The organism is Pollutibacter soli, assembly GCA_029269725.1.
GTDB lineage: Bacteria > Bacteroidota > Bacteroidia > Chitinophagales > Chitinophagaceae > Pollutibacter > Pollutibacter soli.
Window position 1 is genome coordinate 127,671 of record JARJHS010000011.1, and the last position, 16,699, is coordinate 144,369.

The window sequence follows — 16,699 nt, forward strand, 5'->3', positions numbered from 1 at the left end:
CCGTTCAATGTTTATTTGGCCGCAATACGGGATAATAATGTATCTGTACTACTCCTGATAAGATCAAACATAGGTGCCGGATAAACACCTACGATAAAAATCAAAACGACGATAACGGCCAGGACCAACCGCTGATTCAGGGTAATCTCCTGCACACGTTCCGAAATCGGGTTCATACTGCCGTAAAACACATTTTTGATCATGTTCAGCGTATAGATCGCTGCAAGGATAATACTCAGTCCCGCAAATGCAGCAACATATTTACTGTATCCAAACAGGCCGTTAAACATGAGAAACTCTCCAACAAATGCATTGGTCAATGGAAGCGCAATATTCGCCAGCGCGACAATCACCAGTAATATGGTAAGTACCGGGGCTTTCTGCGCGATCCCACCCAGTTGGGAAATTTTCCTGATTCCCAGTTGTTGTTCCAGCAGGCCGGCAACAATCCACAATCCAAGGATATTTACTCCGTGATTGAACATCTGAATAATCACTCCACTTACAGCAGCATGGTTCAGAGTGAAAAGAGCAGCACACATCAAACCAATATGCGCAATCGACGACCATGCGATCAACCGCTTTATATCATCCTGCACAATCGCGACGCAGGACGCATATATTATTCCCGTCACCGAAAGCCCGATGACAATGGAATCAAAATGTTTTACAGCAGAAGGGAACACCGGCAGCAACCAGCGAATCACGGCAAATACGCCCATTTTTACCATCACTGCACTTAACACCATCGTGACAGCCGGTGGTGATTGTTCGTACACATCCGGTTGCCAGGTATGGAAAGGAAAAATCGGCATCTTGATCGCGAAGGCAATAAAGAATAACCAGAACAACCAGTTTTGTTCGTCCCCACTCAGTTTCACTTTATAAAAAGAAAGCATAGCGAATGACTGATCAGGTGTTTTCAGATATACATAGAGAATACCGATCAGCAGCAGCAAAGAACCTGCAAATGTGTAAATAAAGAATTTGAATGCGGCTTGTATCCTTCTTTCTCCTCCCCACTGTGATGCAAGAAAATAAGTGGGTATCAGCGCGAGTTCCCAGAAGAAATAAAACGCCATCGCATCAGTAGCCATGAACACACCCATCATACCGCATTGTGCCAGCAGCATCAATCCATGAAAACTATTGCTGTTACTGTATTTTGTATTCCAGGTAGCTGCAAAAATCAAAGGGAAGGCTATAGCATTCAACAACACCAGTGTTCTTGAAATTCCATCCAGCACAAATCCAAAACTTGCTCCGATATCAGTTAACCAGAAATATTTTACCTCATTGAGCATGTAGTGTTTCTGATCAGTATAGGTAAGACTTACTGCTACCAATGCTAGAGTGATAATAGAAGAAAATAAACTCCAGGTTTTTACATTCCTTTCATTCTTTATAAAAAAACAAAGAATGCCACCGATCAGCGGCAGCCATAAAAGCAATGCGGGAAAATTATCAAATGCAGCTATCATATGCTATTACGGGCTTCAGGATTTCCAGAAAAACTGGATGATGAATAATAAGATGGTTGCTGTAACCATGATTAAAATATAAGACCCTACCTGTCCGCTCTGGATCCAGCGCAGTTGTCTGCTGCTGTATTGAACCAGTCTCCCTACTCCATTTACAATTCCATCAATAAATATTTTATCAAACTTGCTCAGGAATGATGAAAAGCCGAGCAGCGGTCTGCTGATCACTGTGTCATAGATTTCATCTACATACCACTTGTTTTCGAGTACGCGTCCCAGTCCGGTAGCTTCTGCTGTGGTTTTCTGGTAGCGACTGAATTTATTCCAGGCAATGATAATAATCACGAGGATGATGGCTGCAACACCAAACATCATCATATACTCCATCACATGACTGAGATGATGTTCTTCATGCATTTTTGCTGTGGATTGTGCGAAGACAGGCGCAAGATAATTTTCGAGTTGGTGACCGTTTTTCATCAGCACTTCCGGCACTCCGATAAATCCGCCAAATACAGAAAGTAAAGCCAGCACAACCAAAGGAATAGTCATAGCCGCCGGACTTTCATGCAGGTGATGTTCCTGATCATGTGTACCTCTGAATTTGCCAAGGAAAGTCATCGCGTACAATCTGAACATATAAAAAGCTGTCATCAATGCACCCAGAACACCCAGTACCCAAAACACCGGACTTTTCAAAAATGCAGCAGTCAGAATTTCATCTTTTGAAAAGAAACCCGATAACGGTGGAATACCGGCAATAGCAAGACATCCCAGCAAAAAAGTAATATGCGTAATGGGTAAATGTTTTTTCAGACCACCCATATTTCTGATATCCTGTTCGTGATGCATAGCATGAATAACACTACCAGCACCGAGGAAGAGAAGGGCTTTGAAAAAGGCGTGTGTCATTACGTGGAATACAGCGCCGGTGTATGCACCAACACCAAGGCCAAGGAACATATATCCCAACTGGCTGACAGTAGAATAAGCCAGTACTTTTTTAATATCGTTTTGCTTCAGCGCGATCGATGCTGCGAATAATGCAGTAGCTAATCCTGTGATAGCAACAACTGCCTGCGTAACAGGAGAGAGCGTGTACATGATGTTGCTACGTGCGATCATGTAGATACCCGCAGTCACCATCGTTGCAGCGTGTATCAGGGCAGATACAGGCGTAGGACCCGCCATCGCATCAGGCAACCAGGTGTACAAAGGAATCTGTGCAGATTTACCCATTGCTCCAACAAAAAGCAGCAAAGTAATTCCGGTAAGTATTTTCACCGGGGTTCCATCGGCACCGGCAAATACAACACTGAAATCAGTGGAACCGAACTGGCTGATCATCCAGAAAATACCTAGGAGAAAACCAAGGTCACCGATACGGTTCATCACAAAGGCTTTTTTTGCAGCCTTGTTGTAGTCATCATTCTTGAACCAGTATCCGATCAGTAAATAAGAACAAAGGCCAACACCTTCCCAGCCCATAAACATGATCACGAAGTTGGCACCCAGTACCAGCAGCAACATCGAAAAAACAAAGAGGTTGAGATAAGCGAAATAGCGTGCGAAATGCGGTGGTGTTTCTTCATGCATATATGCTGAAGAATACAAATGAATCAGGAAACCAACGCCGGTGATGATCAGCAGGAATAATGCAGAAAGCTGATCCACCTGGAAGGCAAAAGATATTTTCAGTTTTGCAACGTCTATAAAATCAAACAGCGTCACGACCTGTGGAGCAAAGCCTGGAGCTTTCACTTCAAAAAAGATCATCAGGCTCACAATGAATGAAGCCAGGATGGTTCCCGAACCAATGATGGAAACAAGTGATTTGGAAAGATATTTTCTGCCGAGGCCATTTATTAAAAAGCCCAGCAGCGGAAAAAGAGGAACCAGGTATATGAGTTTACTCATGACAGTCAGTATAGCTTTAATGCTGATTCCGATTTTTTAATCGGAACAGTATACATCATCAGTGTTTCAGCCTGTTTAAAAAATTGATATCTACGGAATGTATATTTCTGTACATCATCACGATGATAGCCAGGCCCACAGTCACTTCAGCCGCGGCCACCACCATAATAAAGAATACAAAGAGTTGTGCTTCGGAACCCACATTGGTTGCAGGATTTGCTGTTGCAGCAGCGAGGTAATGCATTTTTGAAAATGCCACCAGCAAAATATTCACCGCATTCAGCATAAGTTCAATACACATGAAAATGATGATCGCGTTGCGGCGGGTTAATACCCCAACAATTCCGATACAGAACAATGTGATTGCGAGAAATATGTAATAATTAATCGGCATAATTTATACTGATTGTATCTCAATCTTTTTTTCCGATGACAACAGCTCCCACCATCGCACTTAAAAACAACACGCTGCTTATCTCAAAAGGAACAACATAATCTGTAAACAATGTTTTGCCGAGGTTATGAATCAACCCGATGGTTCCCTGGGCACCTTCCACTTTCTGGTACTGAACTTCTGAATTTTTTAATGCAGCAACCAGTATCAGAAGCAAACTTCCACCAGCTACAGTTCCGGCCATTTTCAGCCATTTATTCTTCTGAGGTTCTGAATCAGAATTCATGTTCATGAGCATGATTACAAAAAGGAACAACACCATGATTGCACCTGCATATACGATGAGGTTCACAATGGCGAGGAACTGTGCATTCAGCATGATATAGTGACCGGAAATAGCAAAGAATACAAGGATCAGCCAGAGTACGCTGTGCACCGGGTTACGACTGAAAACGACCATCAAAGCGCTCAGGATAGCCAGTGCAGTCAGGAACCAGAAAAGAATTTCTGTAATATTCATTGGTCAGTTAGTCGGTTTTTTTTGCGCGCTGATTGGCTTTATGTTCTTCCAGTTTTCCTTTTGCTCTTTCAAAATCTTCTGGTTGAGCAACCGGGTCAGGAATCAGCAGATCAGGCTTACCATAGATAAAACTGCTGCGTGTATAATTTGCAGGCGCAAAAGTTTCAGTGAGATAGATGGCGTCTTTCGGACAGGCCTCTTCACACAATCCGCAGAATATGCAGCGAAGCATATTGATTTCGTAGCGTGCGGCATACTTTTCTTCCCTGTACAGGTGTAACTCATCTTTTTTCCGTTCAGCTCCCTCCATAGTAATTGCCTCAGCTGGGCATGCCACTGCACAAAGGCCACAGGCAGTGCATCTTTCACGACCTTCCTCATCACGGTTTAGCACATGCAATCCGCGAAACACGGAACTGAATGGTCTTTTCTGTTCAGGATAATTTATAGTCGCTTTCTTTTTAAATATATGCTTCAGCGTTATCAGCATGCCTTTGGCAATACCGGGCAGGTACAACCGCTCCCAGAAGCTTAAAGGCTCCGCATCAACTTGTTTTGCCCTGTTTGTTAGTGCTTGCATATCATTATACTTTTACAGGAGTCTGTAAAGGTTCGCAAAAATATTTTTGTTTACCCGATCTCCCAATTTTATCTCGGTCGATACTATTTGTTTAACCACAATACAACCGCACCAGTAATCAGCATATTTGCCAATGCCAGTGGTATCAGTTTTTTCCATCCCAGGTCCATCAGCTGATCGTACCTGAAACGCGGAACTGTCCATCTTACCCACATAAAGAAAAATATAAACAGTACGGTTTTTACAAGTAGTGCGATCACGCCCAGGAATGCCACAATATTGGGCCCCCATGATTGTGCGAGGTTCGCTTCATTCACAAAAGGAATATCATATCCTCCGAAAAACAATGTTGCCATCAGCGCGCTGGAAATAAACATATTGATGTACTCAGCAAAAAGGAAGAAGCCGAGTTTCATTGATGAATACTCCTGGTGATATCCGAAGTTCAGCTCGCTCTCTGCTTCCGAAAGATCGAATGGTGTTCGGTTGCATTCCGCAAATGCGCATATGAGGAAAATCAGAAACCCCAGCGGCTGATAAATAATATTCCATCCCAGCAATCCACCCCAGCCGCCACCCATCTGTTGCTCGACGATTGTTTTCAGACTCAAAGAACCTGTCAGCATCAGCAATGCAATCAGTGAAATGCCCATGGCCAGTTCATAAGAAATGATCTGTGATGCTCCGCGGATGGCAGCAAGCAGCGAGAACTTGTTATTAGATGCCCACCCACCAATCATCACCCCATAAACACCCATACTCACCACACCGAAAATGTAAAGAACACCAATATTTATGTCCGCTATTTGCAATGGAACAGTGCGTCCATCCAGATCAAGCGCACTTCCCCAGGGAATCACCGCGCTTGTCAGAAGTGCAGTTACCATCGCCAATCCCGGACCAAGTACGAACAATGCTTTATTGGAAGTGAGAGGAATGATATCTTCCTTGAAAATAAGTTTCAATCCATCTGCAAAAGGCTGAAGTAAACCAAAGGGACCAGCACGGTTAGGACCACGCCTGTCCTGGATCACAGCAGCCACTTTACGTTCTGCAAACGTTGTATACAAAGCAATGCCCAGTGAGGCCAGCACCACAATTACGATCAGAATTAATTTTTCAAATACAAGCGCCCAATCAACTAGTAATAGGTCCATGCTCAGGATTTTTTTGGTGTTTCGTTGAACACATCGGACGTTGCCGGTCCGGGAATGGCACTCAAATCAATTTCCGGACGGTTCACTTCACTGACACTATGAATATTCATCAGCAATTTTGGTTTTGATCCATCATGCACTGCTGAAAAAGTTTCTTTTGGCTTAACCACACCAACATAATGTCCCTGCGAAATCACAGAATGCCTGTTGATCTTGGTGGGTCCTTCAATCACCCAGTCGTCAATGTGTTTTTTCTCGAAACGACAATCATTACAGATCCATTCCTCCACTTCACCCCATTGGTCTTTACGTGCAGTAACACGCAATACCTCCTTACCGCGTTCCCAGAGTGTTACTTTACCACTGCACTTAGGGCAATCGCGATGGGCATCTACCGGTTTTGTAAACCACACCCGATTTTTAAAGCGGAATGTTCTGTCAGTAAGTGCACCAACCGGGCAAACATCAATCACATTACCAATAAAGTCATTATCAAGTGACTTCTCAATATAAGTGGCGATTTCCGAGTGATCACCGCGACTGAGTACTCCGTGCACACGCTTATTGGTTATCTGATCAGCCACAAATACACATCGATAGCACAGAATGCAACGCGTCATGTGAAGCTGGATATAAGGACCGAGATCATGTTTATCGAAAGTGCGGCGATGAAATTCGTAGCGGGTACCTTCTTTTCCATGTTCGTAGCTGAGATCCTGCAGGTGACACTCTCCTGCCTGGTCGCAGATCGGGCAATCGAGCGGATGATTCAGCAGGAGAAATTCCACCACACCATTTCGCGCGTCTGTCACGCGTGCACTTGTAATGTTTTTCACTTCCATTCCATCCATCACATTCGTACGACAACTCGCTACCAGTTTCGGCATCGGGCGTGGATCAGCGTTACTTCCTTTGCTCACTTCCACCAGGCAGGTACGGCATTTACCACCGCTGCCCTTCAGTTTGGTATAATAACACATTGCCGGCGGGGCAACTTCACCACCGATCGTCCTGGCGGCCTGGAGAATAGAAGTGCCGGGTGGTACCTGCACGGTAATATTATCTATAACTACACTAACTAATTTCGGCGCTTCAGACATGCTTGAGTTCGTTTATGTCGTCTGTTATTTTTATTAAGCTGTGGCTACTGCTAACGGTTCTGCATAGCCGGCAAGTCCATAATTCCTTTGCAGGCATTCCACCGGGTGGTCCACATGCCATTCAAATTCATCGCGGAAATGACGTATCGCTGCTGCTACCGGCCAGGCTGCTGCATCACCCAGCGGACAGATCGTATTCCCTTCTATCTTTCTCTGGATATCCCAAAGCAGATCTATATCCGATTTTTTTCCTTTTCCGTATTCGATATTCTTCAGGATCTTTTCCATCCAACCTGTGCCTTCGCGGCAAGGGGAACATTGTCCACAACTTTCATGTCGATAAAAGCGGGCAAGCGTCAAGGTATTTTTTACGATACACTGATCTTCATCCAACACGATGAAACCACCGGAACCCATCATTGTTCCTGTTGCAAACCCACCATCAGATAAACTTTCATAGTTCATGATTCTTGGTTCACCTTTCGCGGTTTTCAACAAAAGATTCGCAGGAAGGATAGGTACCGAAGATCCACCAGGAATACAGGCTTTCAACCTTTTTCCGTTGGCTATTCCACCACAATATTCATCGCTGTAGATGAACTCTTCAACAGAAATCGTCATATCGATTTCATACACACCCGGTTTATTGATATTACCGCAGGCGGAAATCAGTTTTGTACCTGTTGATTTACCAACACCAATCTTTGCATATTCTTCGCCACCGATATTAATGATAGGAACAACCGCTGCGAGTGTTTCTACATTGTTTACCACCGTTGGAGAATCCCATAGTCCTTTTACTGCGGGGAAAGGAGGTTTTATTCTTGGGTTACCACGTTTGCCTTCAAGAGATTCGAGCAAAGCTGTTTCTTCTCCACAGATATAAGCGCCGGCACCGCGCTGAACATAAATCTCACAATTGAAACCCGTACCCAGGATATTATTTCCAACAAAATTATTGGCCCTTGCTTCTTCGATCGCTTCTTCAAGAATATCAACGATCCAGGCATATTCACCTCGGATGTATATATAAGTTCTGTTGCTTCCCAATGCAAACGATGAAATCACCAATCCTTCGATCAGCAGATGCGGAATGAATTCCATCAGGTATCTGTCTTTGAAAGTACCCGGTTCAGATTCATCAGCATTGCAAACCAGGTAACGCGGAATACCCTCTGGTTTGGCAAGGAAACTCCATTTCATACCCGCAGGAAAACCCGCGCCACCCCGACCACGCAAGCCGCTCTTCTTCACTTCCTCTGTCACCGCATCAGGAGCCATGGTGGTCAGCGCTTTTTCAGCTGCCTTATATCCGCCTTCCCTCCGGTATACATCAAAATGACGGATACCTTCAACATGTGCTTTCTCTAAAAGTAATTTTCTGCCCATTTCGTTGGGTTATGATTTGCCGGATGAAACCGGCTGTTTATTGTTTTCTTAAAACAAATTTATCCGCAAGTGATCCACCTATTCTTTCTCCCTTATCATCAACCTGTATAAGACTCGAATCGGTCTGCAGATAATATGTGGCACCTCCCGATTTTTCCACGAGGTGTATGGTGTTGCCATGCCTCATCCAGCTGCCGGATTGATTCAATTCATTTGATCCGGCACCTGTCGATTTACGCCCCATGTACAAAAGCCTGCCGGTGAAAGTGAAATCCTTTCTCAGACTAACGATTGATTCAATTCCCTCACAATCCGCGCAAGGAATAACACCAGAATAGGTTATGACAGAATCGGCCTGAGCTGCAGCACCAGATATCATATTGCCATGACTGCTGTCATGAGCCGCTGCACTGTCGCCATGCGATTCATGACCCCCATCAGCAGAATGACCATTACTCTGACAGGCATATATCACTGTCGCCGTAATCAATAACACCACAAATATGTCTAACTGTTTGCTCATCTTCTTTTTAATTCTGTTGAGCTGCTTTTTGAGTACACTCGTCGATGATCTTATCAACTTTCTCAGGAGTAAGATGTTCCCTGAAATATTTTCCCAGCTGCATCATCGGTGCGTATCCACACGCGCCTAAACACTCAACTACTTTTAAAGTGAATAATCCATCAGCGCTGGTTTCACCAACATCAATGCCTAAGCGCTTTTTAATGTGTTTTACAATATCCTCACTTCCTCTAATCATGCATGGACCTGTCTGGCAAACTTCAAATACATATTTGCCAACGGGCTGAAGATTGAACATACTGTAAAATGTTGCCACCTCGTATACTTCGATAGGTTCAATTTTAAGCAGACCTGCCACATAGTCCATCGTTGGTTCACTCAGCCAGCCACCGGATTCTTCCTGGGCCAGGTTGAGCAAAGGAATCAACGCCGCTTTCTGTTTTCCTTCCGGATAACGTGCAATGATCTTATCAACCTGCTTCATTTTCGCTTCAGAAAATGGATTCATCATATTCGTTTAACGTTCAACGTTATACGTTTAACGCAGAACGTTAAACGCAGAACCATCATTATGTTAGTCTTGAAACAACGCGTGGTTGTTCCTGGTTTATCTATTCCCGAGACAACGCATGCGTTGTCTCTAATAACTATCAACAAAAAACTTATTCTTACCTCAAACCTCGTACTTCACGTCCGCCCTCCGGGCGGCTACAAACATGATGTTCCTACCGGAACATGATCGTTACCTCTGGTCGCAATGCTAGATACATTGGCGTTTTCAACAGATAACTATTTACTATAAACTAAGAACTCCTACTTACTACTTACTTCTTACTACTTACTCTCTTCGGCCTTCCTACGCGTCCATTTCCCCGGCAATCAGATTCAGACTACTCATCGTTACAACGGCATCGCTCAGCATCGCGCCCTTCACAATTTCTGCATATGCCTGGTAGTATATGAAGCACGGTCTGCGGAAATGTAAACGATATGGTGAACGGCCACCATCACTGATCAGGTAAAAGCCAAGCTCGCCATTGCCACCTTCCACAGCCTGGTACACTTCACCAACAGGAATTTCTGTTTCCCCCATCACTATCTTGAAGTGCCAGATCAGCGCTTCCATTTTTGTGTATACATCAGTTTTGGGAGGGAGATAATATTCAGGAGCGTCGGCATGAAATACTTCCGCTTCAGTTCCTTTGAATGATTGTACTTTTTCATACGCCTGGCGAATCAGTGAAAGCGATTCCCATATCTCCCCATTACGAACCATAAAACGATCATAGTTATCGCCGCTGGTGCCTACGGGTATTTTGAAATCAAAATCTTCGTATGATGAGTAAGGTGTGTGAACACGAACATCATAATCTACGCCTGCAGCCCTGAGGTTGGGTCCGGTAAAACCATAGTTCAATGCTCTGTCAGCAGAAATGCCGCCTGTGTTTTTTGTTCTTTCGTAAAAGATGCGGTTGCGGTTGAACATTTTTTCAAACTCAGCCTGTACACCAGGATATTCCGCGAGAAATTTTTCGATCTTACGGAAAGCCGTATCCGAAAAATTTCTTTCGAATCCACCGATGCGGCCCATATTGGTTGTCAGCCTCGATCCGCAAACCTCTTCATATATTTCATAGATCAGTTCGCGGTATTGCATCACGTATAAAAAGCCAGTGAAAGCACCGGTATCAACACCAACGATGGAATTACAGATCAGGTGATCAGAAATCCGTGCAAGCTCCATGATGATGATACGGAGATAGTCAACGCGTTTTGGCGTTTTCACACCCAGCAATTTTTCGCAGGTGAGATGCCAGCCCATATTATTTATAGGAGAAGAACAGTAATTCAACCTGTCAGTGAGCGTGGTGATCTGGTACAGCGGACGACGTTCAGCAATTTTTTCAAAAGCGCGGTGGATATATCCAACGGTTGCTTCTGATTTAATAATGCGTTCGCCATCCAGCTCCAGGATATTCTGAAACACGCCATGTGTCGCAGGGTGGGTGGGGCCGAGGTTCAGGGTCGTCGTCTGCTTTTCAATCGAACCTTCAGGAAGTTTTATATTAAAATGCTCAGACATATTTATTTATTCAAGAGCCGCGAAAGTAAATCAGCGGCCAAACATTTCATCGTCTTTATCTACGCGGGTCTGGTCCTCCAGCGGATACTCCTTACGCATCGGGAAATAATCCATCTCGTCTACATTCAACACACGCTTCAGGTCCGGGTGCCCGACAAAATTGATTCCATAGAAATCATAGGTTTCACGCTCCATCCAGTTGGCAGCGGAAAATAATCCTGTTGCTGTGTATACATCGGGACGCTCAGCTGCTGTATAAATCTTCATCCTGATTCTGACATTCTCTACCAGGTTGTGCAGGTGATAAACAACACAGAATTCTTCGCCTTTTTTATCAGGATAGTGAATCCCGGTGAGGTCAGTCATGAATCGAAAAGCAAGTTCAGGCGTATCGTAAAGAAAGTTCAGCACTTTCAGATTCATATCACGTGGAGCCGTGAACGTGAGCATGCCATAAGGTTCTTCCCAGTGGGTGAGCGACTCACCAAACTGCTCCGTTAATAATGATTTTATTTTATCGTTGGCTATTGCCATGGTTATTTGATGTCGCCCTTTCAGGGCTATTGGATTACGCCCTTTCAGGGCTTTTTATTTAATTTCTTTTTTTCTGAGACAATGCATGGGTTGTCTCTAGAAATTTTCAATTATAAACTTGAAACTACTTCCTACCTCTTATCTCTGACTTCATTCCCGCCCTTCGGGCGGCTACAAACAGGATGTTCCTACCGGAACATGAATGTTACCCTTTGTCGTAATTTCAGATGCATCTGGCTTTCGCGAAAACTAACTTATAACTTAACATATAAAACCTTCCGCTTTCAACTTTCTACTTTAAACTCCTACTTACTTCTTACCTACTGTATTCCATAACTCTCCAGCAACGCCTTGTACTTCGGTCCGTTTCTGCGGCGTAAGGACTCATTATGCACCAGTTCCTGGATCTTCATGAAACCATCTATGATAGCCTCGGGTCTTGGCGGACAGCCTGGCACATAAACATCCACAGGAACAACCTGGTCAATACCTTGTAACACAGAATAAGTATCAAAAATTCCACCGCTGGAAGCGCATGCGCCAACAGCCATCACCCAGCGAGGTTCGGCCATCTGGAGATACACCTGCTTTACTACGGGTCCCATTTTTTTCGCAATTGTCCCCATTACCATCAGCAAATCACACTGACGGGGAGAGAACCCTACCCGCTCAGAACCAAATCGTGCAAAATCATAATGGGAACCCATGGTTGCCATGAATTCGATACCACAGCAGGATGTAGCGAATGGTAAGGGCCACATGGAATTCTTTCTTGCCAGACCTACAACTTTATCAAAAGAGGTCGCAAAAAAGCCTTCACCGGTAACTCCATCGGGTGCATCCACCTGGTTGATTCCCCAGTCGCTGACTGATTTTTGTTTTATATTGAATCGTACGGGACGAGCCATATCACAAATTTTTAAATAACTGTGTAAGAAGATTCCGCAGTAACAACAAAACGGTCTCTTCTTAGTTCAATTTCTTTGGCAAACAAGCTGTTAATCCTGATCAATCTTCCCAGTGCAACGCACCTTTTTTGATAATATAGATGAAGCCGCACAGAAAGAATCCTACAAAAAGCACGACGGCCAGAAATCCGTTCCAGCCCAGTTCCCTGAAATTCACCGCGTATGGGTAAAAAAAGATGACTTCAACATCAAAAAGAACAAAGAGTATTGCAACAAGAAAATATTTGATCGCCATTGGCTGACGTGCATTTCCCTGTTGTTCGATACCACTTTCAAAGGTCTGTAATTTATCGGCAGTATTGCGTTTCGGACCAAGGAAATAACTCAGGGTAATCATTCCTCCAACGAAAAGAATTGCAAACAGGAGCTGCATTCCAATCGGGAAATAATTGGCAGAACTATTAAGATCAGAGATGGCCTGAGCGGCAGGAGTTTGAAGGAAATAAGATTGATACATCAGCGAAATTTCTTCTGCGGGGACAAAAATAAGGCAGGGGATATTAAAAACAATAATAGCCGGAAAATAGAACGCACAATAATAACCGCCTGAAAACGTGTACATCCCGGTTTCACCGGTTTAAAATAAAAAGCCCCCGGCAATACCAGGGGCTATTAAATTTCAATTAAAATCAGTTATTGGTTTACACTTCCCGACTTCGGTTGACTCTGACCCGGCGAAGTTTTTGGAGCGCTACCGCTTTGAGCTGCGCCTTTATTTGCTTTCTGCAGGATCTCTTTATTCTTTGGCGCGTCAGGATTTGTAGGATCGATCTCGATGATTTTATCAAGATATTCTATCGCTTTGGGAAAGTCCTTTTTGATGTTCGCGTTATATCCTGCGAGATAGCCATACGCTGTGATCAAAGTGCTTTTGTTTTTCACTTTATCAGTTTCTGCAATGCTTATAAATTTCTCTGCATCCGGAACAGCAAGCCCTTTTTCCATAGTAGAATCAATCAGCATCAGCGAACGCATCTTCCAGTAATATCCATAAACTTCGTTCGGATATTTGTCTGAATACATCTTGAAAATGCTGTCAGCGGTTGCGTAATTCTGCGCCTTGAAGTTTTCGAAACCAGCATTGTAGATATCTACTTTGCCCGGATTAGGATTCACCACCAATACTTTTGACATCCACTCAGCAGCTTTTGGCTGATTACCTACTTTCTTAAAGAAATCAGAAGCTTTTCTTACGTAGTCAATTTTATTTGCCTGTGCAGTATCGCTGGTGATTGCTTTATTGAAAAACTCGTCAACCTGCGCTTGTTTGTCAGGGAACTTCGCAGAAAGCATAGCCATTGTTACATAGTTCTCAGGAATGATCTGACCTTCTTTAGCTTTTGAAAAGAATATTTCCAGATTTTTTATTGCGTTCACTGAGTCATTCAGTTTGTCATAGCTATATCCCTTTAACCTGTACAGACGAGGATCTGCAGTTTCACCCTGTTTAGCCAGCAGTTCATCTGCTTTGGTGATCGCAGTCTGGAAATCTCCCGATGCAAACTGTAACGTCGCTTCTTCATAATCGAGTGCCGGACCTTTATCTGCCACAGCCCTGTATTTTTCAAAAAAGCTTTTTGATTTGTATACATCTCTCGAGAAATAGTAGGTGTACAGATCATAATATGCGGGCGCATAGCTTGGGTCGATTTCTACCGCTTTGTTAAAATGCTGAAGAAAAATATCTTTCTGATCAGAACCTTGTGTGAGATAAACCTTACCTACTTTGTATTCGCCTTCTGCGTATTTCGGATCGAGTGCAACCGCTTTCTGATAAGAGGAAACAGCGCCACCACCATCTGAATTTTTGCGGTAAGCGTCACCGAGATTAATGTACACATCCGGCTCTTTAAATCCTTTGATTAAAGTAGCCTGGTTTAGTTTTTCGATGGCATAAGCAGCGTCTCCGGATTTCTCAAGATTCGCTTTTCCGATCGCGTTCAGCACATTAATATCTTTACCTTTTGTAAGGCTTATGGCTGTTTCAAAACGTTGACGGGCATCGTTTGTTTTACCTTCTGCCAGTTCCATCTGTCCCATGCCGGCAAGCAGTAACGGATTGCTTCCGTTGGCACCCTCCATTCCTTTGCGCAACGTTTCTGTTGCCTTAGGAACATCACCGTTTTCACGGTATGCCTGTGCTAACCAATATATGGCCTCGGGGTCACCAGGTTTGGACGCCAGTGCTTTTTCAAGAGCATCAATGGCACTCTGGTATCGCTCGTAATAAAGGAATTTTTTTCCTTCCTGTACAGACTGAGCAAAAACCAGGTTGCTCATCAGCATCACCACAGCAACAAGGCCTGTTTTGATTTTTGTCATTTGTGATAGTTGATTTTGTTAAGAAAAAATATTGAAATCAAAATTGGTTACTACTCCATATTCAGGTTTACTCTTCTTACACCCAACTGCATTCTGTCGGGTACCAGATAAGCTCTTCTGAATATCAGCTGGCCTTTTTCATGGGTTAGGAAATTTGAAAATCCGCGACCGAGTCCCGAATAATTTTCTTTCAGTACAAAATATAAACCACGTCTGAAAGGATATCTCTTTAGAGCGATATTAGCCTGGTAAGGTTTAACATAAACATCTCCGCTGTCACAATTGCTGCATTGCATTGAAGCAATTTTAACTTTTTTCAGAAAACTCAGCTGTGTTGAATCTTCTTTATTGCCAATCCAGCTCACTCCGACAAAGCCGATCGATGCGGGATCTGACGCTACATAATCCAACACACCTTCACTACTGGTAGCAGCCTGTACTTTCTGGGAAAATGGTTGTCCTTTCAAAACAGAGTCCAGCATAAATCTTACCGTGCTTGTCGCTGTCAATCCATCCATCACAGGTTTATAAGCATAACCGGAAGTTCCATTGAGGATAGATCTGATATCTCCTACCGTAAACAGCGAATCCTTTGCTGCATTATTTACAACCACTGCTATCGCGTCAGACGCCATAATCCCGAATATCGGTGCAAATTCAAGGGTGTCTTTATAGAATTTAACTTCATCTTCACTGAGGCCACGGGTGATGATCACCATCCTTATGCTATCGTTCAACAGATCCTTAATACAGTCTGCTTCGGGCTTGTAGTGAGCTATGATATTTGCCTTAGGATACTGGGAGAGAAATACCTTTATCTGTGAGTCTATTACCGGCTTAAAAGATTCGTCTGCGCTGATGTGTATGGTGCCACTGGTCAGGGTATCGTCACCGCCGATAACATGCGGTTTTTTACCATTTCCGGCGCACCCTGTAAGTATAAAAACAATTCCTGTTAAAAACAATAGTTGGGCCGGAATGAATTTCCGGAGTGCAAAATTTCTTTTCATTTATCCTGCCTGTTGTTTTGTTTTATATCCTCTCCAGATGCGGAAGATGCCATACAAAATGCAGGCGCCGCCAAAAATCGATGTCACCAATGGATCAAAATTAAAATCAAAGCCAAACTTCCGGTATCCCAGGAAAAACACCCCGGCTAAACTCCATAAAATTCCCATGCCAAAATCGTAAAATGAGCGAAGCCGCCCCTGGTGCCGAACCTGTTTTTCTTCGAATTCGTTTCTGTCCATTGTTATTTTTCGCAGAGTTGCCAAGGTAGTGAAAACCTGTTTTAAAACCTTAATTTAATATGGCTGTTTATGAGCGATGTATTATCATTCTACTGTAAAATCAAAATCCGGTTTTGGTGAAAAGAATGATATCCGTAAAAGCTTTTCTAATGCCCGGTAAATGCTGCAGGACTAATCAACTTCTAATCAAATCCCGCATGCCGAATTCTCTTCTTCGAGGGTGACCGTCAGATAGGGGTTGCCTTTCCCCTTTTTAACAAATGTCATTCGATCGGATACCAAACCATTAGTTATTACGGGTAATCATTTCCACAGTTGCCAGTAGAAATGCAGCCAGGTATTAGATGCAGAATTTGGAAGATTTCATAACGAGACGGTAGACAGCAGACAGTGGCAGTTAATAAGTAGAAGATCGCGTGCAGAGGGCAGCAGATCGGTGCGGTATGGCCTGTTGTTTCTATTCGCTGCTTTCTGTTGCTGG

The 16,699-nt window shown here is 43.7% G+C and carries 17 protein-coding genes; all 17 read right to left on the reverse strand.

All coding sequences use genetic code 11. The features are described 5' to 3' along the window. Nucleotides 1-11: 11 nt before the first annotated feature. Entirely contained in the window at nt 12-1,481 is a 1,470-nt protein-coding gene (locus P2W82_RS21795; protein ID WP_336518066.1) for a complex I subunit 4 family protein, read from the reverse strand. Between the two features lie 15 nt (nt 1,482-1,496). Beyond that, entirely contained in the window at nt 1,497-3,398 is a 1,902-nt protein-coding gene (gene nuoL, locus P2W82_RS21800; RefSeq protein WP_336518067.1) for an NADH-quinone oxidoreductase subunit L, read from the reverse strand. A 58-nt stretch (nt 3,399-3,456) separates the two neighbouring features. Next, nucleotides 3,457-3,792, reverse strand: a complete 336-nt coding sequence (gene nuoK, locus P2W82_RS21805) for an NADH-quinone oxidoreductase subunit NuoK (RefSeq protein ID WP_336518068.1) — start codon at nt 3,790-3,792, stop codon at nt 3,457-3,459. Between the two features lie 19 nt (nt 3,793-3,811). After that, nucleotides 3,812-4,312, reverse strand: a complete 501-nt coding sequence (locus tag P2W82_RS21810; protein ID WP_336518069.1) for an NADH-quinone oxidoreductase subunit J family protein — start codon at nt 4,310-4,312, stop codon at nt 3,812-3,814. Nucleotides 4,313-4,319: 7 nt separating this feature from the next. Beyond that, on the reverse strand, nt 4,320-4,892 hold the full coding sequence (gene nuoI / locus P2W82_RS21815; RefSeq protein ID WP_336518070.1) for an NADH-quinone oxidoreductase subunit NuoI: 573 nt from the start codon (nt 4,890-4,892) through the stop codon (nt 4,320-4,322). A gap of 83 nt (nt 4,893-4,975) precedes the next feature. Beyond that, nucleotides 4,976-6,049 (reverse strand): NADH-quinone oxidoreductase subunit NuoH, encoded by a 1,074-nt coding sequence (nuoH, locus tag P2W82_RS21820; RefSeq protein WP_336518071.1) that lies wholly within the window; start codon nt 6,047-6,049, stop codon nt 4,976-4,978. A 2-nt stretch (nt 6,050-6,051) separates the two neighbouring features. Continuing rightward, nucleotides 6,052-7,149: an NADH-quinone oxidoreductase subunit G gene (locus P2W82_RS21825; protein ID WP_336518072.1), complete on the reverse strand. Its 1,098-nt coding sequence runs from the start codon at nt 7,147-7,149 to the stop codon at nt 6,052-6,054. A 33-nt stretch (nt 7,150-7,182) separates the two neighbouring features. After that, nucleotides 7,183-8,538: an NADH-quinone oxidoreductase subunit NuoF gene (nuoF, locus tag P2W82_RS21830; protein WP_336518073.1), complete on the reverse strand. Its 1,356-nt coding sequence runs from the start codon at nt 8,536-8,538 to the stop codon at nt 7,183-7,185. Between the two features lie 37 nt (nt 8,539-8,575). Further along, a complete protein-coding gene (locus P2W82_RS21835; RefSeq protein WP_336518074.1) occupies nt 8,576-9,061 on the reverse strand; it encodes a copper resistance protein NlpE in 486 nt (161 codons plus the stop codon). A 7-nt stretch (nt 9,062-9,068) separates the two neighbouring features. Continuing rightward, the gene (locus P2W82_RS21840; RefSeq protein WP_336518075.1) at nt 9,069-9,569 is read right to left on the reverse strand and encodes an NADH-quinone oxidoreductase subunit NuoE family protein; all 501 of its coding nucleotides are present in this window, start codon (nt 9,567-9,569) and stop codon (nt 9,069-9,071) included. Nucleotides 9,570-9,917: 348 nt separating this feature from the next. Beyond that, nucleotides 9,918-11,144, reverse strand: coding sequence for an NADH-quinone oxidoreductase subunit D (locus P2W82_RS21845; protein ID WP_336518076.1), 1,227 nt, complete (start codon nt 11,142-11,144; stop codon nt 9,918-9,920). Between the two features lie 30 nt (nt 11,145-11,174). Continuing rightward, nucleotides 11,175-11,678, reverse strand: a complete 504-nt coding sequence (locus tag P2W82_RS21850) for an NADH-quinone oxidoreductase subunit C (protein ID WP_336518077.1) — start codon at nt 11,676-11,678, stop codon at nt 11,175-11,177. A gap of 320 nt (nt 11,679-11,998) precedes the next feature. After that, nucleotides 11,999-12,586 carry an NADH-quinone oxidoreductase subunit B gene (locus P2W82_RS21855; RefSeq protein ID WP_336518078.1) on the reverse strand — a complete coding sequence of 196 codons (588 nt, stop codon included), beginning with the start codon at nt 12,584-12,586 and terminating at the stop codon, nt 11,999-12,001. 100 nt (nt 12,587-12,686) lie between these two features. Further along, nucleotides 12,687-13,208 (reverse strand): NADH-quinone oxidoreductase subunit A, encoded by a 522-nt coding sequence (locus tag P2W82_RS21860; RefSeq protein ID WP_336518079.1) that lies wholly within the window; start codon nt 13,206-13,208, stop codon nt 12,687-12,689. Between the two features lie 71 nt (nt 13,209-13,279). Beyond that, nucleotides 13,280-14,968: a tetratricopeptide repeat protein gene (locus tag P2W82_RS21865; RefSeq protein ID WP_336518080.1), complete on the reverse strand. Its 1,689-nt coding sequence runs from the start codon at nt 14,966-14,968 to the stop codon at nt 13,280-13,282. A 50-nt stretch (nt 14,969-15,018) separates the two neighbouring features. Continuing rightward, on the reverse strand, nt 15,019-15,978 hold the full coding sequence (locus tag P2W82_RS21870; protein ID WP_336518081.1) for a PstS family phosphate ABC transporter substrate-binding protein: 960 nt from the start codon (nt 15,976-15,978) through the stop codon (nt 15,019-15,021). Beyond that, complete coding sequence (locus P2W82_RS21875) at nt 15,979-16,218, reverse strand: hypothetical protein (RefSeq protein WP_336518082.1); 240 nt, start codon at nt 16,216-16,218, stop codon at nt 15,979-15,981. Between the last annotated feature and the right edge of the window lie 481 nt (nt 16,219-16,699).

Coding starts and splice junctions, on each gene's coding strand:
- P2W82_RS21795 (WP_336518066.1), bottom strand. CDS start 1,481: ATGATAGCTGCATTTGATAATTTTCCCGCATTGCTTTTATGGCTGCCG.
- nuoL (WP_336518067.1), bottom strand. CDS start 3,398: ATGAGTAAACTCATATACCTGGTTCCTCTTTTTCCGCTGCTGGGCTTT.
- nuoK (WP_336518068.1), bottom strand. CDS start 3,792: ATGCCGATTAATTATTACATATTTCTCGCAATCACATTGTTCTGTATC.
- P2W82_RS21810 (WP_336518069.1), bottom strand. CDS start 4,312: ATGAATATTACAGAAATTCTTTTCTGGTTCCTGACTGCACTGGCTATC.
- nuoI (WP_336518070.1), bottom strand. CDS start 4,892: ATGCAAGCACTAACAAACAGGGCAAAACAAGTTGATGCGGAGCCTTTA.
- nuoH (WP_336518071.1), bottom strand. CDS start 6,049: ATGGACCTATTACTAGTTGATTGGGCGCTTGTATTTGAAAAATTAATT.
- P2W82_RS21825 (WP_336518072.1), bottom strand. CDS start 7,149: ATGTCTGAAGCGCCGAAATTAGTTAGTGTAGTTATAGATAATATTACC.
- nuoF (WP_336518073.1), bottom strand. CDS start 8,538: ATGGGCAGAAAATTACTTTTAGAGAAAGCACATGTTGAAGGTATCCGT.
- P2W82_RS21835 (WP_336518074.1), bottom strand. CDS start 9,061: ATGAGCAAACAGTTAGACATATTTGTGGTGTTATTGATTACGGCGACA.
- P2W82_RS21840 (WP_336518075.1), bottom strand. CDS start 9,569: ATGAATCCATTTTCTGAAGCGAAAATGAAGCAGGTTGATAAGATCATT.
- P2W82_RS21845 (WP_336518076.1), bottom strand. CDS start 11,144: ATGTCTGAGCATTTTAATATAAAACTTCCTGAAGGTTCGATTGAAAAG.
- P2W82_RS21850 (WP_336518077.1), bottom strand. CDS start 11,678: ATGGCAATAGCCAACGATAAAATAAAATCATTATTAACGGAGCAGTTT.
- P2W82_RS21855 (WP_336518078.1), bottom strand. CDS start 12,586: ATGGCTCGTCCCGTACGATTCAATATAAAACAAAAATCAGTCAGCGAC.
- P2W82_RS21860 (WP_336518079.1), bottom strand. CDS start 13,208: ATGTACACGTTTTCAGGCGGTTATTATTGTGCGTTCTATTTTCCGGCT.
- P2W82_RS21865 (WP_336518080.1), bottom strand. CDS start 14,968: ATGACAAAAATCAAAACAGGCCTTGTTGCTGTGGTGATGCTGATGAGC.
- P2W82_RS21870 (WP_336518081.1), bottom strand. CDS start 15,978: ATGAAAAGAAATTTTGCACTCCGGAAATTCATTCCGGCCCAACTATTG.
- P2W82_RS21875 (WP_336518082.1), bottom strand. CDS start 16,218: ATGGACAGAAACGAATTCGAAGAAAAACAGGTTCGGCACCAGGGGCGG.